Below are 24802 nucleotides of genomic sequence, written 5' to 3'. Positions count from 1 at the left end.
AAAAGATGAGTTTGAGTTCGGCCCTCTCCATCGCGATGTCCGGCTTGCGCGCCAACCAGGCCGCGCTGTCGATCGTGTCTGGCAACGTCGCCAACGCGAACACGCCGGGCTACGTCGCGCAGACGCTGGTGCAGGACCAGATCGTTACCGGCAGCACCGGTTCCGGCGTCCGCATTATCGGCGTCAACCGCACGCTTGACGCCTATGTCCAGTCGCAGTTGCGCACGGAAAATGGCGGTAGCGCTTATGCAAATCAGATCGCCGGAGTGCTCGGTCAGTTGCAGAACGTTTATGGCGCCCCCGGCAACGAAGGAACGCTGGAGGCAGCCTACAATAGGTTCACCTCGGCATTACAGGCACTGTCGGCGAGTTCAGGCAATCCTGCGGCGCAGTCGTCGGTGCTGAACGCCGCGCAGGCGTTGGCGCAACAGCTCAACGCGACCACAGATGGAATTCAGGCGCTGCGATCCAATGCCGAACAGGACCTGTCTGTGTCGGTCTCTCAGGCCAACGCGGCGATGCAACAAATCGCGGAGCTCAATCAGAAGCTGCAAAGCTTGAGTGCTCAGGACCCAGCGGCCGCGACGCTGATGGATCAGCGCGACGCAGCGATCGATCAGCTTTCAAGGTTGATGGACATCCGCGTGACGACGGATGGCGTCAATCAGACCTCGGTATTCACCACGTCTGGCATCCAGCTCGTCGGCGGTGTGTACGCTTCAACGCTGACGTTCAACGCGCAGTCCTCGCTTACCGCGAACTCGCGATGGGACGCGGATCCCGCGAAGTCGAGCGTCGGCACCATCATCTGCCAGCTCCCGAACGGCGCGAAGATGGACATGATCGCCTTGCAAGGCATCAACTCCGGTCAGATCGCCGCCGATGTCCAGTTGCGTGACAAGGTTCTGGTGCAGGCACAGAACCAGGTGGACCAGATGGCGGCGACGCTCGCCAGCGCATTGTCGGACGTCACCACGAGCGGCGTGCCGGTGGCCGGACCGCCGTCGGGATTCGACACCGGTCTCTCCAGCGTGCTGCCGGGCAACGCGTTCAACGTCACCTACACCGACTCCAGCAACGTCTCGCACACCGTTACCGTGGTGCGGGTGGACGATCCGACCGCGCTGCCGCTTCCGAACACGGCCTCGAATCCAAACGACAGGGTGATCGGCGTCGATTTCTCGGGCGGGCTCGCTTCGATCGTGTCGCAACTGAATGCGCAACTAGGAGCTACGTCGCATCTGACGTTTTCCGCTTCCGGGTCGCAGTTGCGGGTGGTTGACGACGGCTCGGGTGCGTCGACCGTGACCGCGGCATCGACCACGACGACAGTGCAGTCGCTGACCTCGGGCAGTCCGCAACTGCCTTTCTTCACCGACCGTGCCTCGCTCTATACCGGCGCGATCACAGGCTCCGCGTCGCAGATCACCGGGCTGGCGGGGCGCATTCAGGTCAACGCCGCGCTGCTCGCCGATCCCTCGAAGCTCACGGTCTACAACACCTCGCCGCTGACGCCCGCCGGCGACACCACGCGCTCCGACTTCATCTTCGACCGGTTGACGTCAGCCACTTTCACATACTCTCCAAACACCGGCCTCGGCGCGGCGGCCGCGCCGTTTCAGGGTACATTGCCATCGTTCCTGCAGCAGTTCGTCAGCTTGCAGAGCGGCACGGCGACAACAGCGAAGCAGGTCGCGCAAGGCCAGGACATCGTCGTCAATACTTTGCAGGAGAAGTTTGACGCCAAGTCCGGCGTGAACATGGACTCCGAAATGACCAATCTGATCGCGTTGCAGAATTCCTATGCGGCGAATGCGCATGTGATGACCGTGGTGCAGAGCATGATGCAGACGCTGCTGCAGGCATAATTGTAACGACGGCGTAAAAGGCGGTTCGCATGGCGATCAACGGAATCAGCTTCGGCAACACCATCCTTGGTGGCTCGATCCAGAACCTCAAGACGCAGATGGCCGATCTGCAGAACCAACTCACGAGCGGCAAGCGTGCGACCACCTACTCGGGCATGGGCGCCAACGAAGGCTTTGCGATCGCGGCGCGCGCGCAACTGTCGAACATCGCCGCGTATACCGACACCATGATGAAGATCAACACCAACATTGGAGTCGCCAATACGGCGCTGGAGGCGCTCTCCGACATCGGTACGCAGTTGCAGAATGCCGCGAACAGCGGATCGCAGGTGCTGAACAGCGCCGGACAGACCGCAGGCCAGCAGACCGCGGTCGCGCAATTTTCGTCAGTGGTCGGCATCCTGAATACGCAAGCCGGCGACCGCTACATCTTTTCCGGCAGCGCAATCTATACTCAGCCGGTGGCCGCGTCGGATCTGATCCTGAACGGCAATGGGGTCGGGCAGGCCGGGTTGAAGCAGGTCATCTCCGAGCGCAACCAGGCCGACCTCGGTGCCAGCGGCCTCGGCCGTCTCAACATTTCCTCGCCGACGGCGACTTCAGTGTCGGTCGCGGAGGATGCATCGCCTTCAGTTTACGGCATGAAACTGCAATCGGTGTCGTCGTCATTGACAGGGGCCACTGTCACAGGTCCGGCCGGAACGCCTCCCGCCATTTCAATCGATCTCGGTGCCACCAACCCGGCCGACGGCGACGCGGTGAGCTTCACCTTCAATCTTCCGGACGGCACCAGCGAGACAGTGCAACTGACAGCCTCCAGCACAGTCCCGACGCCTGCCGGCAGCTTTGCGATCGGCGGGACGCCTGCCGCAACCGCTGCCAATCTCAACGCCGCACTGACGAGCTCGGTCGGAACGCTGGCAAAGACATCGCTGGTCGCGGCCTCCGCTATCCGCGCGACGCATGATTTCTTCGATCAGCCGCCGCAGCGCGTCGACATTACGCCGCCCGCAACGCTCGCGACCGCCACGGCCGCGGTGAACGGCACCGCCGCCGATACCGTGCAGTGGTACACCGGCGACGCCGGAGCCGGGTCGGCGCGCGCAACCTCGACCGTGCGGGTCGATCCTTCGGTGACGGTGCAGTATGGTATGCGCGCGAACGAGGACGCCATCCGTTCGCTGATGGAATCCGTTGCGGTTCTCGCGGCGGTGACGACATCGCCGACCGATCCGAACGCGGCTGACCAGATTTCGGCGCTCAACTCGCGCGTTGCGCAAAATCTGACGATCGCGCCCGGCAGCCAGAATATCCGGGACATCCAGGTCGACCTCGCCAACGCGCAGACCGTGATGAAGGATGCGACCGCGCGGCAGAAACTGACGCAAGCGACCATGCAGAATATCATCGACCAGGCGGAGAATGTCTCTACCGACGAGGTTGCGAGTCAGTTGTTGGCGCTGCAAACCGACCTGCAGGCGTCATACCAGACCACGGCGATGCTCTCGCAGCTCAGCCTGGTAAAATTCATCTGACGTTATTAGTTACGTCCGGAGCAGGATAGCTTCAGCCCTGGCGAAGGAACGATAAACCCGTTCCAAAACCCGTCATGGTGCGTTACTCATTGGGAATTCCGCGCTGCCGGGACTTGCCCGCCTCCCTATAGCGTTTTCGAACGAAGATGCTCTAGGTGGAACTGGAGCGGGTAGGCGCGACGGTTTATCAGCCCATCGGGAAATGCCGGTCAGAAGCCCTTTTGCGCGCGGCAAGGAAGCACGTTTCATGCGCAGCTTTGAGATTGAATTCGTCCTTCGTCATTTCGATGCGCCGTGCACGATGATCGCGTGCGGCGGGGAGCGCGCATCATGAAGCCTGCATCGCGCGACACGCTGCCGGAAGCCGATGAAACGCTCGATCCAGACGACTGGAACAAGCTTCGAGCGGAGGGGCATCGGATGCTCGATGATATGTTCAATCATATAGCCAAGGTTCGCGAGCGCCCGGTATGGCGGCCGATACCGGCGGAAACGCGCGCTCGTTTCCGCGAAGAGCTGCCGCGAGAGGGCGCCGATGTCGCCGACATTTATCGGGAGTTTGCCGAGTATATCGCGCCGTACACCGCCGGGAATGTCCACCCCGGATTCATGGGATGGGTCAACGGCGGCGGCACGGCTGTCGGGATGCTGGCCGAAATGCTGGCGGCGGGGTTGAATACCAATGTCGCGGGCCGCGATCAGATGCCGATCGAAGTCGAGCGGCAGATCGTTCTGTGGGTTCGGCAGATGTTCGGCTTTCCCGATACCGCGAGCGGCATCTTCGTCACGGGAACGTCGATGGCGAACCTGATGGGAATTCTGGTGGCGCGTTCAGCGCGAATCGGCCCGTCCGTGCGCCAGCGGGGCCTGTTGGATCGCGGCGCCGGTCTCATCGCCTATACATCGGTTGCGACGCACGGCTGCATTGCACAGGCCATGGACCTCGCAGGCTTCGGCACCGACGCCCTGCGGCGGATTCCGGTCGATCGCCGTCATCGCATTGATGCCGACGCGTTGCGTGCGCAGGTCGCCGCCGATCGCGCCGCGGGACTTGAACCATTTCTGGTGATCGGGTCGGCGGGAACAGTCGACATTGGGGCGATCGATGATCTCGCGGCGCTGCATGGCGTGTGCCGCGACGAGAAACTATGGCTGCATATCGACGGCGCATTCGGCGCTCTCGGGGTCTTGTCGCCGGAGATTGCACCTCGTTTCGCGGGAATTGAGAGCGCCGACTCCATTGCTTTCGATTTCCACAAATGGGGACAGGTGCCCTACGACGCGGGCTTCCTTCTCGTTCGCGACGGCGAGCAGCACCGCCGTACATTTGCAGCGCCGGTAGCCTATCTGCGCCGGGAAACACGCGGGCTTGCGGCGGGCTCGCCGTGGCCATGCGACTACGGCCCGGATATGTCCCGCAGCTTTCGCGCTTTGAAGACGTGGTTCACGTTGAAAGCCTACGGCACCGAAAGGCTCGGCGCGATGATCGGCCGGACCTGCGCGCTGGCGCGCTGCCTGGAAGCGAAGATCGCGGCCGAACCAAAACTCGAACTGCTCGCGCCGGTGCAGCTCAACATCGTGTGCTTCCGCTATCGGGCCGACGATGCCGACAGGGTCAATGCGGAAATCGTCGCATCGCTGCACGAGTCCGGAATCGCAGCGCCGTCCACGACCATGCTGGACGGCCGTCTCGCGATCCGCGCGGCGATCGTCAATCATCGCACCGGAATGCGCGACATCGAAGCGCTGGTATCAGCGGTGCTGGAATTCGGCGCGCGCGAAACCTGAAGCCGGGACGGCCGCGCGCCCGCGCCGGCGCCTATGAGAGCGATGTCAGGCGGACCGTCGCCTGTTATCGGCGTGATCGGTGCTGTCGCTCATACCCGCCAGCTTCTTTTCGTAGGCGATCAGTTTCTTGACTTCCTTCAGCGCCTTGTAGAGGTCGCCGTTGAGGATGTCGTTATTGATGCCCTCGATGATCGGCCACGCGCCCGGCATGGTGGTGATGATGTCGCGCAGCAGGCTGAAATACGTGCCGTGATTGATCTGTGGCTCCGGCGACAAGTACATCAGTTGCACCGAGAGGTAGATCAGCTTGGCGGGTGTGTCCGCCGTTTCGGGCGTCAAAATGTCCTTCTCGCGGAGGATCGGAATCTTGTCGCCGTCGATCAAAAGTCGCGCGCGCTGGTCGGTGTTGGTGACAACGCAGGCGCCGATGATGATGCGTTCATGCGGCTTCAGTTCGACTTTCAGCGCCATGACGGTTTCCTGTCATTGAATGAAGCGTGCCGGAACGCACGGCACTGCCATTCGCTGCGAAATGCGGCGGACGGCTGCGTCGGCGCGAGCATCGCGGACAGTCTGGCCGTGATCCTTCCCGATTGTGGTTAACGCCGGGTAAACGTCGGCGGCGGCCACCGGAAAGGAAATGTCCTTGAATCCCGCCCATACCAGCGCGAATCAAGGCCATGCGCTCGCTTCGACCGCCGGCCGAACAGCCGCGCGAGTCTGCGATTGGCTTCATGCTTTCTTAGAGTCTTCACACCAGTGTGGCGCCTCGCCGAGGATCTTCGGCGTATGGGCGTATGTGTATTCACACCAGAAAGGTATGAAAGATGTCCGAAATCGTTCTCTCCGCATCGGTTCGCCAGAACCTGCTTTCCCTCCAGTCAACCGCTGATCTGCTCTCCACCACGCAGAACCGTCTTGCCACCGGCAACAAGGTCAACTCGGCGCTCGACAACCCGACCAACTTCTTCACCGCGCAGGGCCTCAACAACCGCGCCAGCGACATCAACAACCTGCTCGACTCGATCGGCAACGGCGTGCAAGTGCTGCAGGCTGCCAACACCGGCATCACCTCGCTGCAGAAGCTGGTCGACACGGCCAAGTCGATCGCCAACCAGGCGCTTCAGGCGACCACCGGATATTCGACCAAGTCGCAGGCAACCACCGCCGCCATCACCGGCGCGACCGCTGACAACCTGCTCGGACCGGGCGGCGCTCCGACCGACGCTGCTGCTGCCCCGGGCACCAGTACCCTTACCAAGGCGGCCGGCACGCCTGCGATGACGGCGGCCACCACGCTGTCGGGCGCTGCCGCGTCCGATTCGATCACGACCGACTTCGTTGCCGGTGACACCATCGTCGTCAACGGCACGACGATCAACTTCGTGGCTTCGGGTGCGACAGGTAACGACCTTAACATCACCGACACCGTCGGCGACGTGATCGCCAAGATCAATTCGATTACCGGCGGCACATCGACGCTTGCGGCCGGTGCGATCACGCTCCACACCGGTACGGCCAGCGATTTGACCGTCAGCGGCTCGGGCCTTGCCAAGCTTGGCCTGACCGCGGGAACCACGGCCCGCACCCCCGGCGCTCCGGCTGCGCTTGATGGCAAGACGTTGACGATTGCCGCGACCGACGGTGGCACCGCGACCAGCATCACCTTCGGTACGGGCGGCGTGACGACCCTCGATCAGTTGAACACGGCGCTGGCCGCGAACAACCTGACGGCCTCGATCAGCACGGCTGGCGCGCTGACCTTCACCACCACCAACGATCACGCTCATGCGACGATCGGTGCGTTCGGTGGTACGGCGGTTGCTGCTGGTGCAGGCCTGTTCGGAGCGGCCGTGACGGTGAGTGCGCCGGTGGAAGACGCCAACGCGCAGAACAACCGCGCTACGCTGATCAGCCAGTACAACGCGGTGATCGACCAGATCAAAACCACCGCGCAGGATTCGTCCTTCAACGGCGTCAACCTGCTGAACGGCGATCAGCTCAAGCTGGTGTTCAACGAAACCGGCAAGTCCACCCTGACCATTCAGGGCGTGACCTTCGATCCGGCTGGCCTCGGCCTCGCGTCGCTGGTCAAGGGCACCGACTTCCTCGACAACGCCTCGACCAACAAGGTTCTGGACTCACTCAACAACGCGTCCGGCACGCTGCGCTCGCAGGCTTCCACCTTCGGTTCGAACCTGTCGATCGTTCAGATCCGTCAGGACTTCTCGAAGAACCTGATCAACGTGTTGCAGACCGGCTCGTCCAACCTGACGCTGGCTGACACCAACGAGGAAGCGGCGAACAGCCAGGCGCTGGCCACCCGCCAGTCGATCGCGGTGTCGGCGCTCGCGTTGGCCAACCAGTCGCAGCAGAGCGTGCTGCAGCTGCTCCGCTGATCGCAAACGCATATCAGACGACGGAAACGGCGGGGGAAACCCCGCCGTTTTTTTATTGTAGCGTTTCGAGTGAATTGGATACGAGGTTCGCGTGAAGAAACCCATCAAACAAAAAAGCTAAGGGTTCGGGTTTGATTTCATCAAAGCGGAATAGCTTTGCCGGCTGTCCAATTCTTCTGAAGCCGGATTGTCAGTGATTGTTCATGAGGTTTTGAAAGGACGGCGAAAATTGCTCGTGGGGCGATGCCTCCGAGCTGTTGAATTTCGCAGTTAACATAGTGGGATAAAACCCTCATCCGCCTTGCATTCTGCCGCTTGAGTTCAGAAGGCACGTGACGCGCCGCGAACGTCACGATTGCTTTCTTGTGGCCGCGACGATCGAGCGGGGATTAATCCGGGATTAACCATAAATTAAAACGTGTTGTTCACCTTTCCGACCAGGACCGGCTCTCGGGGCGAGTTGGCGTCCGCGCAGGTTAGGGAAGGCCAGTCATGTCCGACATCGTTCTCTCGGCATCCGTTCGCCAGAATTTGCTCTCGCTGCAGTCTACCGCCGATCTGCTGGCGCAAACGCAGAACCGTCTTTCCACCGGCAAGAAGGTCAACACGGCCCTCGACAACCCGACCAATTATTTCACGGCAGCAGCGCTCGACAACCGCGCCAACGATATCAGCAATCTGCTTGACGGCATCGGCAACGGCATACAGGTGCTGCAGGCGGCCAATACCGGCCTGACCTCGCTGCAGAAGCTGGTGGACACAGCGAAGTCGGTCGCCAATCAGGTTTTGCAATCCCAGGTCGGCTATTCACAGAAGTCGTCGGTGGAAAGTCTTCCCGTAACGGGCGCGACCGCGCTTGATCTCAGAGGCACGACACCGTTCACAAATGTCGCCGCAACGCCCGGCACCGCCCTAAAGACCGGCACCGCCAACGCCGCCGCGACCGGCGCAACCCTTATCAGCGCGCTGACCGACGGCGCGGTTGCGACGCCGACTGGCCCCGCAGCCGGCGAGAGCTTTTCCGTCAACGGCAAGACCATCACGTTCGCGGCGTCCGGCGCGGCGACGACCGACCCTTCGGGAAACGTCACGATCGGCATCGACCAGACGCTCAGCGCGTTGACCGGCGTGATCGATACGCTGAACGGCAACACCACGCCCGCCACGGCATCGACAGTCAACGGCAGCGGGCAGATCGCGCTCAACACCGGTATCGCTCATGACCTGACGCTGACGGATTCCACGCCGGCCGGCGTGCTCGCAAAGCTAGGCTTGAGCGCGGGAACGACGGCGCGCGGCGGGGGCGCGGGGAATCTCGACGGCAAGACGCTGACAATCGGGGCAACCGGTGGCGGCGTTGCGACCAACATCACGTTCGGAGACGGCACCAACGGTACCGTCAGGACCCTTAACGACCTGAATGCGCAGCTTGCTTCAAACAATCTCCAGGCCACGATCAATTCGGCAGGCGTCATCACGATCTCGACCGCCAACGAGGCCGCCGCCGAGACCATCGGTGCAATCGGCGGGACCGCGGCTGGCGCGGGATATGCGTTCAACGGCCTTGTCGCTGGCGCGCCCGTTCAAGATTCAGCGGTTCAGGCGGCTCGCGCCGGCCTCGTCAGTCAATACAACAACATCATTCAGCAAATAAACACGACGGCAGCGGATTCGTCTTTCAACGGCATCAATTTGCTGAGCGGCGACACGCTGAAGCTCATCTTCAACGAGACCGCAAAGTCCACGCTCACGATCACCGGCACCAACATGAATGCAGCTGGCCTTGGACTGTCGGCCCTGACGGTGGGCATCGACTTCCTGGACAACGGCTCGGCCAACAGCGTGATCGCCAGCCTCGACAGAGCGTCGACCACCCTGCGCACGCAGGCTTCGACGCTCGGTTCGAACCTGTCGATCGTGCAGATCCGTCAGGACTTCTCGAAGAACCTGATCAACGTGTTGCAGACCGGCTCATCGAACCTGACCCTCGCCGACACCAACGAGGAAGCGGCAAACAGCCAAGCCTTGGCAACCCGTCAGTCGATCGCGGTGTCCGCACTGGCGCTGGCCAACCAGTCACAGCAGAGCGTCCTGCAATTGCTACGCTGATGACCAGGCTCGGGCATGATGTCGCCAGGTTCGCTTTTCGAAGTTTGCATCCTGTTTCAGTGAATGCTCCGGCGAATGTGAAAACTGAAAGAGCCACTCGCAACGAAACGCGTCAGAATAACAATCTAGAAACTTTGTTTCTAATTCCAGTCAGGAGCAAAGCGGCACCATTGCAGAACCCGCTGTATTTGCCATTTTTCTGACGCATGTGAAAACACCGGGTAACCCATTTTAAAGGTGGTGCTGATAGACGTTCGGCAACGCGAAGTTGCGTGCGCCCTTTCTTTTTCCCCCGAGGTTTAGATGTCGAATGCTGCACAAGCCTATGCCCGGACGGCTCAAACCTCGTCGTCTCCGCGTGAAATCGAGGCGCAGGCATTACTGAAGGCGGCGCGGCAGCTTCGGGAGATCCAGGATAACTGGAAAGGGCCCGACAATGACATGCAAAAGGCGCTGCTGTTCAACCGCCGTTTGTGGTCGATCTTTATGAGTGCGGCGGACAGCGAGAGTAACCCGCAGCCGTTGGAGGTCCGTCAGAACATCGCCAACATCGGCGTTTTCGTGATGAAGCAGACAGTCGACATGCAGATAAATCCAGACCCTGCAAAGCTGACGGCGCTGATCGACATCAACTGCAATCTCGCAGCCGGCTTGTCGGGTCGAGCGTAATCCCCGTCACAGACGGAGCCGGATCATTGGCCGACGTCCTAAACATCCTGGCATCGAACTACACAACGGTCGGTCAGAACGTCAATCTGAACACCGGAAGGTATGTTAACGTCGATCCCAAGGTTTTCGAAGGCACATGGAGCGGCAAGTACGCCAACCAGAAGCCGTTTTCCGTGACGATTTCCGGCGTCAATGGTTTCCGCGCCAAGGCCAAGTACCAGTACGGAAGCACGATCAAGTATCAGGACGTTCTGATAAAGAACAATTCGTTCCGGGTCGGTGATTCAAAGTTCGTGCTGACAAAGGCTGGCACCGCGAAGGTCAGCACTGTCATGAGTAATCCGGCGACGGGTGCAAGCACGCTCGAGAACGCCTACGTCCATCAGAACTGAGCATACGGCTCTAGGCGCGTCGATCGGTGGCGGCCGAGGGTTCGCGCTCAGTGTTCATCAAATCAAGCGTGCGGAAATATGCGCGTCGCCGCAGCATCGCCTCTTCGGGAAACTGCTTCACGACGAGGCTCGTCCGGCGATCGACGACCTGGTAGACGACCGAGGCGGCGTCACGATCGACCACCACCTGCCGTGACAGCGTATCACCGGAGGTCCGCAGGTCATTGCGGGCGCGCGTGCTGATGTCCGCTGCCGTGACGCTTTTGCTCGGCGGAAGTTGAGTCGCCACCGCATCGTCCGCGGCCGGGCTTGCCGGCTGAACGACTGGTGCCGCCACCGGCGCGCCAACCGGCTTGATACTGAAATCCGTACCCATGGTCGCCTCCAGGCTCCCGTCGAGTCAAATCCCACCCCCCTTTAGAACGCAAGCCTAGCGCCTGTCTCTCAACGCCGCGTTAGAAAACGTGTTCAATGAGGTGATGCCGTGAGTGCAGAAATTTGATTCAAACTGGATGGAATATGCGAGGGCAGGTCTCCTCAGCGAGGCTACTCGCTCTTCGAGCGGGAGTTGGTTTCGGTTGCAGTGCCGGAGCCGATGCCGTTCGGGCCCGAGTTCGTCCTGCGTAAACCTGATTGGAACGGCGAGCGCGATCGGGCGCCGCCGATGTTGGGAGGCGTTGGCGGGAGAGCTACCAGCGATAGGTCACGGTTCCGAGGATAGTGCGTGCCCGGCCAAGATTGCACTGCGCCATCGAGAAACAGGCTGCGACGTAGTATTTGTCGAACAGGTTGCTGGCGTTGACGGAGAAGCGCCAGCTGTCGACGTCGTATCGGATCATGGCATCGACCAGCGTGTAGGCGGGGGCCTCGAAGGTGTTGGTGAAATCGCCCTCGCTGGCTCCGACATAGCGGACGCCTGCGCCGAAGCCGAGACCGTTCAGCGCACCTTCGCGAATGGCGTAATCGGCCCAGAGTGAGGCGATGTGTTGCGGCGTCCGCGCCGGACGCTTACCAAAATCGACGTTGTTGCTCTTTGTGACTCTGGTGTCGTTGTAGGTATACGTAGCGTTCAGACTGAAATTATTGGTCAAGTTGGCTACGGCTTCCAGTTCAAGACCGCGCGATGTGACCTCCCCGGTTTGAATCGATCTCCCACCATGAGTCGGGTCTGGATCCGGTGTGAGAACGTTCTGACGCCGAAGATCATAGACCGCTGCTGCGAAGCGCATTTTTGTGCCCGGTGGCTGGTACTTGATGCCGACTTCGTACTGTTGACCAGCTTCCGGCCTGAAGGGTGTGCCGTCGAAAGCTGCGCCTGTGACCGGCGTAAACGACTCAGAGTAACCTACATACGGCACAAGCCCGGTCTCGAACTCGTAGCCGAGCCCAACTCGCTTGGTGAGCGCTTGGTCTCTTCGAGTTTCGTCTGTGACTGCCTTGCGATCGAACGTATCCAACGTCGCCCAGTCGTAGCGACTGCCGAGCGTCAGTATCCATTGATAGAGCTTGATCTGATCCTGCAGATAGAGGCCCGTCTGCCAAGCAGTCTGCACCCTGTCCGTGTCCGATCCTAGCGCAGGAGGGGTGAGAAGCTGGCCATAAACCGGATTAAAGACATCTAGGGGAGACGCTGCGCCGAATCCGGTACGATTGTCCAATATGCGCCGGCTGTGACCGACACCAAGCAGTATCGTATGTTTCGAAGGTCCGATGTGCGCTTTGAATTCGGCTTGATTGTCGACGGCAATATCGTCGCGTGTACCTTGCTGGGGATTGTACATGCGTGTCATCGTGCGTAAGTCGGCGCCGAGACCGGTCGGAAAGATCCCAAGCTCCGATATATTCGATTTTACATAAAGAAAATTCTGCCGGAATTTAATACTGTCGGTGAACTGATGCTCAAGGTTATATCCAAGCCGGGCCTGCTCGGAGATATTCCCTGTGTATCCAGGCTCTCCCACAAAACGCGTATTCGGAATTCGGCCATTCGGATTCGGTAATGCCGATCCAAGTGCAGGAACTCCATAGTTCCAGTTATAGCTGTTCTTCTGATAATGGCTATACAGCGTTAAATCCGTTGCATCGGTGGGACGCCATGTTACCGCTCCGGAGATGAATATCCGGTCGTCTTTTGAAAAATCGATCTGCGTATTCGCATTACGAACGAGGCCAGTCAGACGATATAAAAGCGTTTTATCTTCATTGGCTGGGCCACTGAAATCAAATGCCCCCTGTTTGTAATCGAACGATCCGCCTTGAAGCTGCACTTCGCGAATGGTCTGCTCGGTCGGACGCTTCGTCACCAGGTTCACGATACCGGCCGGCTGCCCTTGCCCATAGAGCACCGACGATGGGCCACGCATCACCTCGATACGCTCAACGCCGTATGTCTCGGTCTGAAGCCCCGTGGTCTGCAAACCATTCAGGTAGAAGGAGCCGTTAGCCTCGTTGCCCTGAAAGCCGCGCATAAAATACCTTGCAACAGACTGATAACCGTTGGCTTCCGCAAATACGCCTGGCGAATAACTCAAGGCATCATTGACGCTGTTCGGTTTCCGCGTCTCGATCTGGTCGCGCGTGATAACCGAGATGGACTGCGGTACCTCGATCAGCGGCGTGTCGGTCTTGGTGCCGGTTGCGCTACGGCTCGCGACATAACCGTCAACCGGTCCCCATGCGGTCTCGCCCTGTACATCGATGGTGTCGAGTGAGATCGCATCGGCCGGCATCGCGCCGATACTGCCGTCCGCGTTTGGCTTCTGGATTGCAACGGTTGAGGCATTCGTAAAACGATAACTGAGACCCGTTCCCACTAAAAGGCGGGTCAGCGCCTGCTGTGGAGTGAGATTGCCCGATACGCCGGACGACTGGACACTGCGCGCGATGCCACCGTCGCCGATAACATCAATGCCTGTGACACGGGAGAAGGCGGAGATCGCGCCGGCAAGTGGCTGGGGAGGAATAGAGAAATTATAACTTGCAGCCGGGGCCGCGACAGGCGCGTTCGATCCCGGCGCCTGAGCGTTCGCAACACCAATTACGCCTGTTGTCAGGGCCGTCGATAGAAGCAGACAAGCTACCCACCCGTTCGAGGCTCCAGCCCATGCTTCCGCGACCAGCCCTTTTCCTGCCCCGCTTCTCATACCCCTAAAGCCCCTATACACAGGCTCCGGCAGAGATGCCGGAGCGCGGTTACAGAGTCAGACAAATCGACGGTTTGGAATTTTGAGGCCCGGCGCAAAAAAAATCAGTCGGCAGGAAACAACAGGGTCAGGTATGGCGTGGCGGCAACAATCCGGATCGGCAGCGCCTCTGCGAGTTGCGCCACGATTGTCTCCGTGCGGTTGAGGTTGACAATGAGCGTGATCGGACGCTCTGCAAGCGAGTTGCTCATGACGACAATGCGTCCCGAGCGCCAGCGGTTGAGCGCCTGCACGGCTTGCCCGAGAGGTGCTTGCGTGAAGATCAGCCGTCCCTCCCGCCACGCAAGTTCGGTTCCGGTTTCCGATGGCCGCGGCTCTCCGATATGGCGGCTGTCGTAGGTGACCAGTGAGCCGGCAGAAACCTGGGTGGAGTTACTCCCGAGCGCGACGTCGACGGCGCTCTCCGTCACGGCGACGGTCACGCTGTCATCGCGATAGTCGACGCCGAATGCCGTGCCGAGTGCGGTTGTGCGCCCCGATCCAGCCTCGACGATAAATGGCCGTCCGGTGTCCTTCGCAACCGTGAAAAAGGCTTCGCCGTCGTGAAGCGTGAGGCCGCGCCGCTCGCGCGTGAAAGCCACCGACAGCTTTGTTTCGGCCGCGAGATCGACGATTGATCCGTCGGCGAGAGTCGCGGTGCGGCGTTCGCCGGTCGTAGTCCGGAAATCCGCAAACGGGTGGCTCGCCAGATATCGCCATACTCCGACGCCGACCGCACCGATGATTACGGCCTTGCCCAGCCTGCGGCGCGTCAGCGCTTTTTGTGCGGAGAAGTGGCGATCCTTCATTCCCGGGAGCTCGATCGCGCCCGTCCACAGCCTGTCGATATCCGCATAGGCTTCAGCGTGGCGCGGATCGGCCGCGAGCCACGCCTTCAATGCGGTCTTGTCGCTGCCGGAAGGCTTGCCGCCATGCATCGTGGCGAACCAGACCGCCGCCTCCTCGACAATCCGGACATGGTCGGGATCGTCGGTCACCTGATTATCGTCCGCACGTTCCATGCAAGCAAATCTCCCGGACGGCGCAGACAACCGGAGTTTGTGCCTGCGCGTTCTAGAGCATTTTCGCTTCTGGTTGAATCAGAAGCGAAGCTCTAAATTTTTGTTTTGACGCGTTTTCTTCACGCGAACCGGTATCCACTTCGCTTGAAAACGCTCTAGTATATGACAATCGGGAGAGGCGAATTTCTGAGGTGCTGCCAGAGAATCCTTTAGACGGAACCAGCCGCCCGTGATTGTCTTCATGCCGCCATGACGGAACAGGGCGTTTTCATCAAAACGCAACGTGCTTTACCGCCGCGCTTCATCGAGGCGCAGTTTCATCCGGGCGAGGATGCGCACCATATGGCCGAACGCTGTCCTGGGCTGGATTTCGAGCATCCGGCCGATGTCATCGAAAGTCCGGCCGTCGATGCGTGACAGAATGAAAACCGCGCGATGAGCCGGCGGGAATTCATTCAACGTCGCATAAACGATCTTCAGTTCCTGCCGGGACAACAGGACCTGCTCGGCCGACGGCGTGTCGTCCGTAAGCGTCGCAAGCGCCGTCTCCGGATCATCGACAAAAGACAGGATGCGTTGACGGCGATTGTAGTTGATCGCCAGGTTGGTCGCCGTGCGAAACAGATACGCATGACCATTGGTTATGGGTGTGCGGGTGCGCGCCGACCAGAGTGCGAGAAATGCTTCCTGGGTCAGATCCGCAGCCGCCTCCGCAGACGGCACGCGTCGGCGCAGGAAGCGGGTCAGCTCCTTGCTGTGTCGCCGGAAAAGATCTTGGATATCAAACGACACGGGCCGGGCCTTATCCCCTCGATTGCACGGTGCTCACGCAATCCAGGTCCGGCTTTACCGAATGGGTAATTTCCTTGCAATATCGCCTGACTGGATTGGTTCTAAGCTCGCCGGATCATGGTCGCTGCCGGTTCGCGCGTTAAAGCGAACGGCTGACTGCGAGGGGGCTCATGTGCTGGCGCGAGGGTGCGCTGCGCTGTCCGCTTGCCGTATAGGTCTGCGGCGTGGCGCGGCGCTGCGCTTCGGCACTGACGCCGCGAACGATTCCTTCCGAAACCGCGTGCGCGGTAGCGAGCACCGTGAGATTCACCTGGAGCATGGCGCGGAATGTGTCGTGGTGGCGTTGCAGCGCCGTCAGCAGGTCAGGCGTCGACTGAGTCATGTAGACTTGGCTGGTTTTGAATTGCCTGATGGCGTCGACGTAGCGGCGCGATAGTTCTGTTTTCCGGCTCTCGAGCGCCATGCCTTCCCGAATCTTGCCGGCGCGCACCAACTCGGTCTCGCGCTCGATGACGGCGAGCAGCGCGTTCATGATGTCGAGCATGTTGTCGGCGAGCTTGCGTGCGTCCGCTGGCGTCGATACGGGAGGCGGGAGAAGGGACGCCTGCGGATCCCGGGACTTCGGTGTCATGCGCTCTCCTTTGAGCTTGGCTTGGTCTGGCTCGCCTGTTGCATGATCAGGGCGCGGAACACCGTGTCGGAGATGCCGACGCCGCCGGCCTTGGCGAACGATCTGGAATACTGCTCGGTGAGCATCGAGCGCCACACTCCGGTGCCTGGCGTATCGCCGAACGGGCCTTCGCCCTTCAACCCGGACGTCATTTGCGAAAACATGGAATTGAGGAACATCGCCTCGAAATCCTCCGAGGTTGCTTTGGCTTTCTCTATTGACCGCGGAGGGACGTGTTCCAGCGCTCGCGCGAGCTGTGGATCGGGGCGGCCGTTCAGCATCGGCTTCATGCGAGGGGTGCTGCGATAAGCGGTGGTTATCAGGTCATTGGCAGTGTGAGCTTCCATCACATCACCTCGATATCGGCTTCGATTGCGCCGGCCGCCTTGATCGCCTGTAGAATGCCGATCAGGTCGCGTGGCCCGATGCCGAGGCCGTTGAGTCCGTCGACAAGCTCCTGAAGCGAGACGCCGTTCTTGACCAGCGCGAGTTTCTTGCCGTCCTCGCTCACGCCGACGTCTGTGCGCGGTGTCACCACCGTTCGCCCGCGTGCCAGCGGATTAGGCTGGCTGACCTGCGGACTTTCGGAAATGGACACGGTGAGGTTGCCTTGCGCTACCGCGACGGTGGCGACGCGGACGTCGCGTCCCATCACGATGATCCCGGAACGTTCGTCGATAATGATCTTTGCTGCGATGTCCGGCTCGACCTGCAACTGTTCGATCTCGGTCAGGAGCGCGACGACGTTCCCTTTGTATTCCCCTGGGATGGAGAGTTGCACCGTGGACGGATCGATCGGTTCGGCCGTCTTCGTGCCGAGGAAATCGTTGACTGCGGCGGCGATGCGCTTGGCGGTGGTGAAGTCGCCGTTGCGCAGCGCCAGCCGGACATTCGGCATCCGGTTCAGTGCGAATTCGATCTCGCGCTCGACGATGGCGCCGTTGGCGATTCGCCCATTGGTTGGCACGCCCTTGGTGACGCTCGCGGCGGCGCCTTCAGCAGCAAAGCCGCCGATCGCAAGCGAGCCCTGCGCCACCGCATAAACATTGCCGTCGGCGCCGAGCAACGGCGTGACGAGCAAGGTGCCGCCTTGCAGGCTTTTGGCATCGCCCATGGCCGAGACCGTGACGTCCATGCGGGTGCCTTGGGTGGCGAAGGCGGGCAGGTTGCCGGTCACCATGACGGCCGCGACGTTGCCGGTTCGGATGGTGGCGCCGCGAATGTTGACGCCCATGCGTTCCAGCATCGCCTGCAGCGATTGCTTGGTGAAAGGAATATTGTTGAGGGTGTCGCCGCTGCCGTTAAGGCCGACCACGAGGCCGTAACCGATCAACTGGTTTTGTCGCACGCCTTCGATATTCGCGAGGTCCTTGATCCGTGAGGTCGCGTGCGCAGGCATGCCCAGCGGCGGCAGCGCGACAAGCGCCGCGACGGCGATCCGGACAATCCTTGAAATACCAACGCCAGGCATCCTCTGCTCCCCGCTGAGGGTTCGGTCCGGCTGGCCGCCACTCCCATGACGATCATCCGCCGTTAACTATGCGAGGTTCGTGCCATCGCGGCGCATGGCATATAATATTGATATCGTTGGAAGATCGGTGTGGTGGATAAAGCTGCGCAGGCGGGAGGGGTGGCGAAGTTGCCCGCGTCGGCAGAATTTGCCGGGCATTCACGCTTCGTTAACCATAACGGCCCACGGTTCCTCTTGCTGGAGTCATCCGGCGCGCACTCCTTGGCCGGCATGGCGCGCCATCAATATTCGGGCGAGATGATCGATGCGAATTTACGGACCGAACGGCACAACGCCGGGAACGCAGGCCTCGTCCGCGCGGCGAATGGGCGGAAGTGAATTTTCTCTGCCGGACCCGGCCGCTACAACGGAAAGCAGGGCTCCGGCCGCGCCGAAGGCGCCTGCCACCATCGATGCATTGCTGGCGTTGCAGGGCGTCGAAGACGATCCGGCGGAGCGGCGCAAGCGCTCGGTACAGCGGGGCAGGGGCGCGCTGGATGTGCTCGACGATCTCAAAATCGGGCTGCTTTCCGGCAACTTCGACGCGTCAACCGTGATCCGGCTGCGCGCTGCCGCCGCCGAGCTGAAATCGTCCTCCGGTGATGCCGGTCTCGACGCGGTCCTGGCTGAAATTGAATTGCGCGTCGAGGTGGAACTGGCCAAGGCGGGGCAATTCTGAAAGCAGCCGGGACGCGATGGAACGTTGAAAATATGGCCTCGATACGCGGCGCAGACCGGGTTCCACATCGGGCAAGGGAAGCAGGAACGCGGAAGTCCCGAGCTGTCAAGGATGGGTTTTGGTGCGACGATATTGTCTGTCACAAACGGCCGCTATATAAGCTCCGCCGCAGCCGGGCCGTCCGTCCGGTGCCTTGCACCGAGCAGGAATGCATTTGGAAAAGTTGAAGAACTACAGGCCCTCCGAAAAAGAGCCTTTCATGAACGAGCGCCAGCGCGAATATTTTCGCGCCAAGTTGCTGGCATGGAAGGACGATATCCTCCGCGAATCGAAGGTTACGCTGCAGACTCTTCAGGAAGAGAACGTCAACCTTCCCGACCTCGCCGATCGTGCGTCCTCGGAAACCGACCGCGCCATCGAGCTGCGAGCCCGTGACCGGCAGCGGAAGCTGATCTCCAAGATTGACGCTGCCTTGCAGCGAATTGAAGACAATACCTATGGCTATTGTGAGGAAACGGGCGAGCCGATCTCGCTGAAGCGGCTCGAAGCGCGGCCGATCGCGACGCTTTCTGTCGAAGCTCAGGAGCGCCACGAAAAGCGGGAAAAGATTTATCGGGACGAGTAGGGCAGGCGGCGCCGATGCCTTGGCAGCGCGGGCCGCGGTATAGGCGTGAGTTCTCGAGCGAAGCATGTCCTGGTGTTCGACACGATAGTACCGGTTCGGCGCAAGAAAACGCGTCAGAATAATCGCTGGCGGCTCGCCGGCAACGGTTTACCTGAACATCTCCCGCTGCTCATCGGTCAGGTCGGCCAGCATCTGCCGGGCCTGGCTGTAGCCGGCGGCGACCATCTCGTCGAAGCGGCTCCAGTCCAGCAAGCGGCACTCGGGGACGCGAGGCTGGAACAACAGGTCGGTGAACTTTCCCATCTCCTTTTGTTTGGAGATCGAAGTGATGAAGGATGATCGCAGCATCGTCTCGGGCACGCTCGGCAGACGGTAACGTCGCTTCGCACGCGGTTTCAGTTTGTCGCGCAGCAAGGCGAGCGTTCCAGGAACGCAGTCAATGTCGAACACCTGCCCGCGATCGACCGAGAGATCGACGCCGATGATGCGACCGGCGCCGAGCCGAGCCATCACGTCGACCGGGAAATTGTTGAACGTGCTGCCATCATACATCATGTGCCCGCCGACGAAGACCGGCGGCAGCGCGCCGGGTATTGCGTAGCTTGCGCCGACGTTGCGGGTCAGGTCGCCTCGCAGCAGGACGGCTTCGCTACCGGCCGAAAAGTCTGACGCGATAGTGAAGAAGGTGGTCCAGCAATCCTCGCTGTCGATTGCGTCCCGGCCTGTGGCATCGCGCACGGCCTGCGTCATCGCGCTTCGCGTGCGCGCACCCTTGATCAGCGATACCAGCGGAATGAAATTGTAGTCGCCGGTGACGTTTCCCCTCGGGTGTTCGAGGAACGCCTTTCGGACGGCGGCTGCGACTTCATCCGCGTTGCGCCCGAGCGCCAGTACCATCCCCATGACCGCGCCGATTGAGCTGCCGCCGAGCATGTCTACGGGAATGCCCGCCTCTTCCAGCGCCTTGATGACGCCGAGATGAGCGAAACCGCGCGCGCCTCCGCCCGACAGCACAAGTCCGACACCGCGTCCGGATACGATGCGAGCGAGCCGACGCATGTCCGCAGGCAATTGCGGGCGAATGTGAAAGTGCCGCGCATCCGGCCGCGCGTTCCGCCAACGCGCCGTGCCGGTGGGGATTGTCGTATCGGCCTTGTGCAGCAGAACCAGCGTCTGTCGCGCGATCGAAATGGGAGCGGCGGGCGACAGGAAAGCCTGCTCGATAGCCGAGAGACCGGGATCGTGGTCGGCGTCGGCGAGCAGCAGCACCTCGTCGGCATGACGGAGGCAAAACCGGGTCCATGCGGTGTCGCCTCCGTCGGCGGCAAGATACACGCCGCGGCTCTGAGCCTCGATTTCGTCGATATAGCCGGCAAGCGCATCGTTGCGCTGTTCAGACGAGGGGTCCCGAGTGATCCCGAAGTGTCTGGCGACGTCATCGGCGGTGACGACCGTCACCGACCCGGCCTTTGCGGCTTGCGCGTTACGCAGGCTTCGCGCGAAATCGGCGGACTCCACCCCGGACGTGACTGGCAGGATGCAGATGTTCACTGGCACCAGCGGCGCTTGTCGCTCGCGCTCGCGGAATCTCCGGATCACGACCCGCATCATCGACATTTCGATTTCCGGATGTTGCAGGATTGCGCGCTCGATCATCGCGCGCGTTACTTTGACCAGCAGCGTATCGCGCACCGCCAAGATGGTTGCCGAGCGTGGCTCGCCGGTGAACAGCGCGAGCTCGCCTATGGTTTCACCGCGCCCGATCTCGCCGAGAATTTTTCTTGCGCCGGAGTCTGTCTCGGAAAAGGCGTGCAGCCGTCCCGACAGAACGAAGTACACGTCGTCACTGATGTCGCCTTGGCGCAGCAGAATCTCGCCGGAGACGAGATCGACATATTCGGCCTCGGACCGGATGGTGTTCAGGATCGCAGCGTTGTCGGACGCAAAGTAGTCGCGAAGCACGGTCTGGAGCAGCGCGTCGCGTTGCTGAAGATCGGGATCGGGTTTTGGCGTCAATACCGCAACTCCTATTGGTTCGTTTAAGCATTGCATTCCGTTGCGGCAAAAGCTCTGATTTTGACACTTGCCCACAGGGTTTGCGGCAACGTGAAGCGAATGTGGAATCCGCTCCCTAGAGTCCGATTCAACCGCGTTGAATCAAACTCTGTTTTATTCTTTCATTGAGCATGATCTTGTCTGAAAACCGGTGCCCACTTTTCGGGATCATGCTCTAACGTCGCACGCGTGACGCGCTGCGGCGAACCCAAAATCCCATCCTTTCCCCGGCTTGACCCCGAGGACTTAACCTTCGAACCCAGCGGCTGAACCTTCGCTCTGTTCTAGTCGCGCCCGACCCTGCCGGGAAATCCCGGCGTGGTTGGGCTGTCGCCACGCAGGCCGCTTGGCACGGCGCCTGTGCCGATAGTTCCAGGCCACGTTGTGTTCGGCACGCCCGGCATATTGACCCCGCCGGTGCTGAGGCGCGGTGAGGGCGCTGGCATCACGATAATGGGCGCTGAAGGCATGAGCGTGTAGACAGGGCGGTGCCGGTGGCGCGCCTGTGCCGTGTCGGACAAGCCGATCAGGCAGGCGGCAACGACAAGCAGGATTCGGACGGCGAGGGTCATTGGACGCTCCGGCAGTCTCGACTTGCGGAATGTCACGGATATATAGCCATCGCAAGTGCGACGCACAGACCAAGGGTTCATTAAAAATTCGCTGCTCGTCAGCGAACGAACAAGGCCTGTTCTCTGTTCTCGAAGATAGACACGGCCTCCGGCAGGGGAGCCGCCGGAGGCCGCATCCCCCGAACGATGCATGGCATCGCCGGGGTCGTCGCCGTCTCGCGCCTGGGATCGCGATCCGGTGGGGAGCTCTCGAGAATCTAGAACGGCAGCAGCACGTCCATCACCTGTTGACCGTAGCGCGGCTGCTGGACATCGCTGATCTGGCCGCGGCCGCCGTAGGCGATGCGGGCCTGCGCGATCTTGCTTGAATCGATAGTGTTGTCGCTCTGGATATCCTCAGGTCGCACGATGCCGGCGACGATCAATTCGCGGATTTCGTTGTTGACGCGGATTTCCTGCTTGCCTTCGACCACGAGATTGCCGTTCGGCAGCAGTTGCGTCACGACCGCGGCGACGCTGGTCTGCAAGTTCTCCTGACGTTGGACCGAGCCCTTGCCGTCGCTTAATGAGGTGGAGTCGGTGGTCAGGATACGGCCAGGCAGGATCGCGGTTGCTGGATTGCCGATGGTTTTGCTGCCAATGAAATCGGTGATGCCGGAATCTTCCTTGCTGGTGCGGCTGCGCTGGGTCTGGTTGGCGATGTTGGCCTTGTCGGTGAAGTTCACGGTCACGGTCAGAAGATCGCCGACCCGCGCCGCGCGCTGATCCCTGAAGAACGCGCGCGAGCCGTTCCGCCACAGCGAGTTGGCGTTGTAGGACACCGTCTCCGGTTTTGGCATTGGCATCTGAACGGGTTTGTAGCCGGGCTGCGTCGTCGGATTGTCGATCGCGGTCAGCTTGGGTGACTCGCCGATCTGCGAAAGGCGATCGATGGACGAGCATCCGCTGGCGAGGCCGGCGGCCGCTAGCAATGTGCCGGTTAGGACGATGCGGTTGATGCGCGCGAACTTCAACATGAACGTTACTCGGCTTTTGAAGATGTGGGCGCGCCGTTCTGGGCGGAGATGTGGGCTGTTGCCGCTGCCGACGGCTCGGCGCTCGCCAGCTTGCGTGGTGCGACCGGCGTGATGGGAGACACCGACACCTGACCTCGCCCGACCACCACGCCGGACACGGTGCGCTTCGATTGCAGGTTGAGAACAGTGACGATGTCCCCCTCGGTGCCGGCTTCGGTCGCCTGGCCGCGCACGGTGAGATAAATTCCCGCGGCCTGGTAGATCAGGGTCACCGCCTCGTCGCGTTGCACAAGGTCTGGCCTGGCCAGGTCGGCGCCGTGCAGCGCCTGACCGGCGCGCATCTGCCGCCGCATCTGCATCCCGACGGCGTGGTCGCGGCTCGCGGCATCGTGGCCGACCTCGGCCTTGGGACGACGCTCCATGACGATGTCCGAAAATTTCAGCTGGGCGTTACGGTCCACGTCGCGAGCCAGCACCGCGGCCTCGACAGTCTCGACGGCGACTCCGGTGAAGCGGAGGCGGGCCGGTGCGGCGCCGGAGTCGTTGCCGACCTCGAGTGTGACGTCGAAGCGACCGTTGCGCGGGTCGAACCGGGTTACCATCGGATTGATGGCGCCGTTGTTTGCGGCGTCGAGATGGATTGCCGTAAAATCCTTATCGAAGGTCAGCAGCAGGTTCTTGGCGTCGCCAAGCCCATTGCGGTGTTCGAGCGCGACCGCGATCCGCAATTCGACGTCGTCCGGTTCGAGGGTGCGCGCGAGCCGTGTCACCGCGACGTTGCGGATGCCGTGCGTCTCGACGCCGATCACCTGATGCGCGCGGAGAACATCGAGCACCTGCGTAGCCAACAGGCTGCCTGTGGTGCCGGGGTTGGGAGAGCGGTAGATCGCAACCTGCGCTGCGTCACCGGCGTTATCGACAAGGTCGCCGATTCTCACCACCTCGTCTGTAATGTCGACATGGCCGCGAAGCACAGGGGCCGGAATGGCGGCCGCGGTCTGCATCGTGCTCGCCAGGACGACGCGGCGCGGAGCCACGTCATTGCCGGCCAGCGCCGGAATGGACGCCGCCAGCAGCGCGCCAGCGATGAGAAAGGAGCGGACGGCCATGATCAGTCTCCTTAGCGGAACAGCGCGGCTGCGGATTGCAGCATCTGGTCGGCGGCGCTGACGACTTTGGCGTTCATCTCGTAGGCGCGTTGCGCGGCGATCAGATCGGAGATTTCAGAGACCACCTCGACATTGGCCTGCTCAAGGTTCGACTGCTGCATGTCGCCGAAGCCGTCGATGTTTGCGATGCCGTCCTGGAACGGACCGGAGGCGGGGGTCTCCTTGAAGTTGTTGTCGCCGACCGGCTGCAGGCCCGCCTTGTTGATGAAGCGGGTCAGGCCGATCTGGCCAAGCACCGTCGGAGTGGTCTGTCCCGGCAGCGTCACCGAGACCTGGCCCTGCGCGTTGATGGTAATGCCTGCGGAGTTTTGGGGAATCGTGATTGTCGGCTGCACCGGATTGCCCTGTGCATTGACGATGCGACCCTGGTTGTCCATCTGGAACGTGCCGTCGCGAGTATACTGAAAGGTGCCGTCCGGCATCTGGATCTTGAAGAAGCCTTCGCCGCGAATGGCGATGTCGAGATCGTTGCCGGTCTGCGACAGCGTGCCTTGACTCATCTGCCGCGGCGTTCCGACTGTTTTCACGCCGCCGCCGAGATCGATGCCCACGGGCAATATGGTGCCCTGAGCTGATGCCTGCGCGCCGACGCGGCGGACGTGGTCGTAGATGAGGTCTTGAAACGCGGCCCGTTGCTTCTTGTAACCGGTGGTGCGCAGGTTCGCGATATTGTTGGAGATGACCTGAACGTTTAGTTCTTGAGCCGCCATTCCGGTTGCTGCGGTATAGAGAGCACGCATGATGTGGTTT

General features: G+C 61.2%; 23 protein-coding genes. 9 read left to right on the top strand and 14 right to left on the bottom strand.

The features are described 5' to 3' along the window. The first annotated feature begins 5 nt into the window (after positions 1–5). The 3 genes from flgK to ACZ5IL_RS16635 all read left to right on the top strand — a co-directional run bounded on the left by flgK (position 6) and on the right by ACZ5IL_RS16635 (position 5191). The gene (gene flgK, locus ACZ5IL_RS16645; RefSeq protein ID WP_464593201.1) at positions 6–1868 is read left to right on the top strand and encodes a flagellar hook-associated protein FlgK; all 1863 of its coding nucleotides are present in this window, start codon (positions 6–8) and stop codon (positions 1866–1868) included. A 29-nt stretch (positions 1869–1897) separates the two neighbouring features. Next, positions 1898–3403: a flagellar biosynthesis protein FlgL gene (locus ACZ5IL_RS16640; protein WP_464593199.1), complete on the top strand. Its 1506-nt coding sequence runs from the start codon at positions 1898–1900 to the stop codon at positions 3401–3403. Between the two features lie 330 nt (positions 3404–3733). After that, positions 3734–5191, top strand: a complete 1458-nt coding sequence (locus tag ACZ5IL_RS16635) for a pyridoxal phosphate-dependent decarboxylase family protein (protein WP_464593197.1) — start codon at positions 3734–3736, stop codon at positions 5189–5191. A 45-nt stretch (positions 5192–5236) separates the two neighbouring features. On the opposite strand, the gene flbT is transcribed toward ACZ5IL_RS16635, so the two are convergent. Then, positions 5237–5662 carry a flagellar biosynthesis repressor FlbT gene (gene flbT / locus ACZ5IL_RS16630; RefSeq protein WP_464593195.1) on the bottom strand — a complete coding sequence of 142 codons (426 nt, stop codon included), beginning with the start codon at positions 5660–5662 and terminating at the stop codon, positions 5237–5239. A 356-nt stretch (positions 5663–6018) separates the two neighbouring features. Here flbT and ACZ5IL_RS16625 point away from each other — a divergent pair, with 356 nt between their 5' ends. The 4 genes from ACZ5IL_RS16625 (at position 6019) to ACZ5IL_RS16610 (ending at position 10760) form a co-directional block, all read left to right on the top strand. Next, entirely contained in the window at positions 6019–7590 is a 1572-nt protein-coding gene (locus ACZ5IL_RS16625) for a flagellin N-terminal helical domain-containing protein (RefSeq protein ID WP_464593193.1), read from the top strand. A 492-nt stretch (positions 7591–8082) separates the two neighbouring features. After that, the gene (locus tag ACZ5IL_RS16620; RefSeq protein WP_464593191.1) at positions 8083–9699 is read left to right on the top strand and encodes a flagellin N-terminal helical domain-containing protein; all 1617 of its coding nucleotides are present in this window, start codon (positions 8083–8085) and stop codon (positions 9697–9699) included. A 303-nt stretch (positions 9700–10002) separates the two neighbouring features. Further along, the gene (gene flaF, locus ACZ5IL_RS16615) at positions 10003–10368 is read left to right on the top strand and encodes a flagellar biosynthesis regulator FlaF (protein WP_425908795.1); all 366 of its coding nucleotides are present in this window, start codon (positions 10003–10005) and stop codon (positions 10366–10368) included. 26 nt (positions 10369–10394) lie between these two features. Beyond that, positions 10395–10760, top strand: a complete 366-nt coding sequence (locus ACZ5IL_RS16610; protein WP_464593189.1) for a hypothetical protein — start codon at positions 10395–10397, stop codon at positions 10758–10760. A 10-nt stretch (positions 10761–10770) separates the two neighbouring features. Here ACZ5IL_RS16610 and ACZ5IL_RS16605 read toward each other — a convergent pair whose 3' ends face one another. The 8 genes from ACZ5IL_RS16605 to ACZ5IL_RS16570 form a co-directional block, all read right to left on the bottom strand. After that, entirely contained in the window at positions 10771–11136 is a 366-nt protein-coding gene (locus tag ACZ5IL_RS16605; RefSeq protein WP_464593187.1) for a hypothetical protein, read from the bottom strand. 313 nt (positions 11137–11449) lie between these two features. Continuing rightward, complete coding sequence (locus ACZ5IL_RS16600) at positions 11450–13903, bottom strand: TonB-dependent siderophore receptor (RefSeq protein ID WP_464593185.1); 2454 nt, start codon at positions 13901–13903, stop codon at positions 11450–11452. A gap of 104 nt (positions 13904–14007) precedes the next feature. Next, positions 14008–14964: a FecR family protein gene (locus ACZ5IL_RS16595; protein WP_464593183.1), complete on the bottom strand. Its 957-nt coding sequence runs from the start codon at positions 14962–14964 to the stop codon at positions 14008–14010. A gap of 78 nt (positions 14965–15042) precedes the next feature. After that, positions 15043–15246, bottom strand: a complete 204-nt coding sequence (locus ACZ5IL_RS16590; protein WP_464593181.1) for a hypothetical protein — start codon at positions 15244–15246, stop codon at positions 15043–15045. A 6-nt stretch (positions 15247–15252) separates the two neighbouring features. Then, positions 15253–15756 (bottom strand): RNA polymerase sigma factor, encoded by a 504-nt coding sequence (locus tag ACZ5IL_RS16585; RefSeq protein ID WP_464593179.1) that lies wholly within the window; start codon positions 15754–15756, stop codon positions 15253–15255. A gap of 139 nt (positions 15757–15895) precedes the next feature. After that, positions 15896–16387, bottom strand: coding sequence for a hypothetical protein (locus ACZ5IL_RS16580; RefSeq protein WP_464593177.1), 492 nt, complete (start codon positions 16385–16387; stop codon positions 15896–15898). After that, positions 16384–16716 carry a flagellar assembly peptidoglycan hydrolase FlgJ gene (gene flgJ, locus ACZ5IL_RS16575; RefSeq protein ID WP_464596924.1) on the bottom strand — a complete coding sequence of 111 codons (333 nt, stop codon included), beginning with the start codon at positions 16714–16716 and terminating at the stop codon, positions 16384–16386. The genes ACZ5IL_RS16580 and flgJ overlap by 4 nt, the downstream gene beginning before the upstream one ends. 56 nt (positions 16717–16772) lie before the next feature. After that, positions 16773–17897, bottom strand: a complete 1125-nt coding sequence (locus ACZ5IL_RS16570) for a flagellar basal body P-ring protein FlgI (RefSeq protein WP_464593175.1) — start codon at positions 17895–17897, stop codon at positions 16773–16775. A 304-nt stretch (positions 17898–18201) separates the two neighbouring features. Between ACZ5IL_RS16570 and ACZ5IL_RS16565 the strand changes: the two genes are divergently transcribed. Continuing rightward, positions 18202–18615 (top strand): flagellar assembly protein FliX, encoded by a 414-nt coding sequence (locus tag ACZ5IL_RS16565; protein ID WP_464593173.1) that lies wholly within the window; start codon positions 18202–18204, stop codon positions 18613–18615. Between the two features lie 259 nt (positions 18616–18874). Then, positions 18875–19240 carry an RNA polymerase-binding protein DksA gene (gene dksA, locus ACZ5IL_RS16560; protein WP_244553437.1) on the top strand — a complete coding sequence of 122 codons (366 nt, stop codon included), beginning with the start codon at positions 18875–18877 and terminating at the stop codon, positions 19238–19240. A 147-nt stretch (positions 19241–19387) separates the two neighbouring features. On the opposite strand, the gene ACZ5IL_RS16555 is transcribed toward dksA, so the two are convergent. The 5 genes from ACZ5IL_RS16555 to flgG all read right to left on the bottom strand — a co-directional run bounded on the left by ACZ5IL_RS16555 (position 19388) and on the right by flgG (position 24792). After that, positions 19388–21256 carry a patatin-like phospholipase family protein gene (locus ACZ5IL_RS16555; RefSeq protein WP_464593171.1) on the bottom strand — a complete coding sequence of 623 codons (1869 nt, stop codon included), beginning with the start codon at positions 21254–21256 and terminating at the stop codon, positions 19388–19390. Between the two features lie 323 nt (positions 21257–21579). Continuing rightward, the gene (locus tag ACZ5IL_RS16550; RefSeq protein WP_464593169.1) at positions 21580–21867 is read right to left on the bottom strand and encodes a hypothetical protein; all 288 of its coding nucleotides are present in this window, start codon (positions 21865–21867) and stop codon (positions 21580–21582) included. A gap of 257 nt (positions 21868–22124) precedes the next feature. Further along, complete coding sequence (gene flgH / locus ACZ5IL_RS16545; RefSeq protein WP_464593167.1) at positions 22125–22883, bottom strand: flagellar basal body L-ring protein FlgH; 759 nt, start codon at positions 22881–22883, stop codon at positions 22125–22127. Between the two features lie 5 nt (positions 22884–22888). Beyond that, on the bottom strand, positions 22889–23992 hold the full coding sequence (gene flgA / locus ACZ5IL_RS16540) for a flagellar basal body P-ring formation chaperone FlgA (protein ID WP_464593165.1): 1104 nt from the start codon (positions 23990–23992) through the stop codon (positions 22889–22891). An 11-nt stretch (positions 23993–24003) separates the two neighbouring features. Then, positions 24004–24792: a flagellar basal-body rod protein FlgG gene (flgG, locus tag ACZ5IL_RS16535; RefSeq protein ID WP_079446165.1), complete on the bottom strand. Its 789-nt coding sequence runs from the start codon at positions 24790–24792 to the stop codon at positions 24004–24006. Between the last annotated feature and the right edge of the window lie 10 nt (positions 24793–24802).

It is taken from the genome of Nitrobacter sp. CN101, assembly GCF_055390255.1.
The sequence above is the reverse complement of the archived record's forward strand: the minus strand, read 5'-3'. Positions and strand labels throughout refer to the sequence as shown.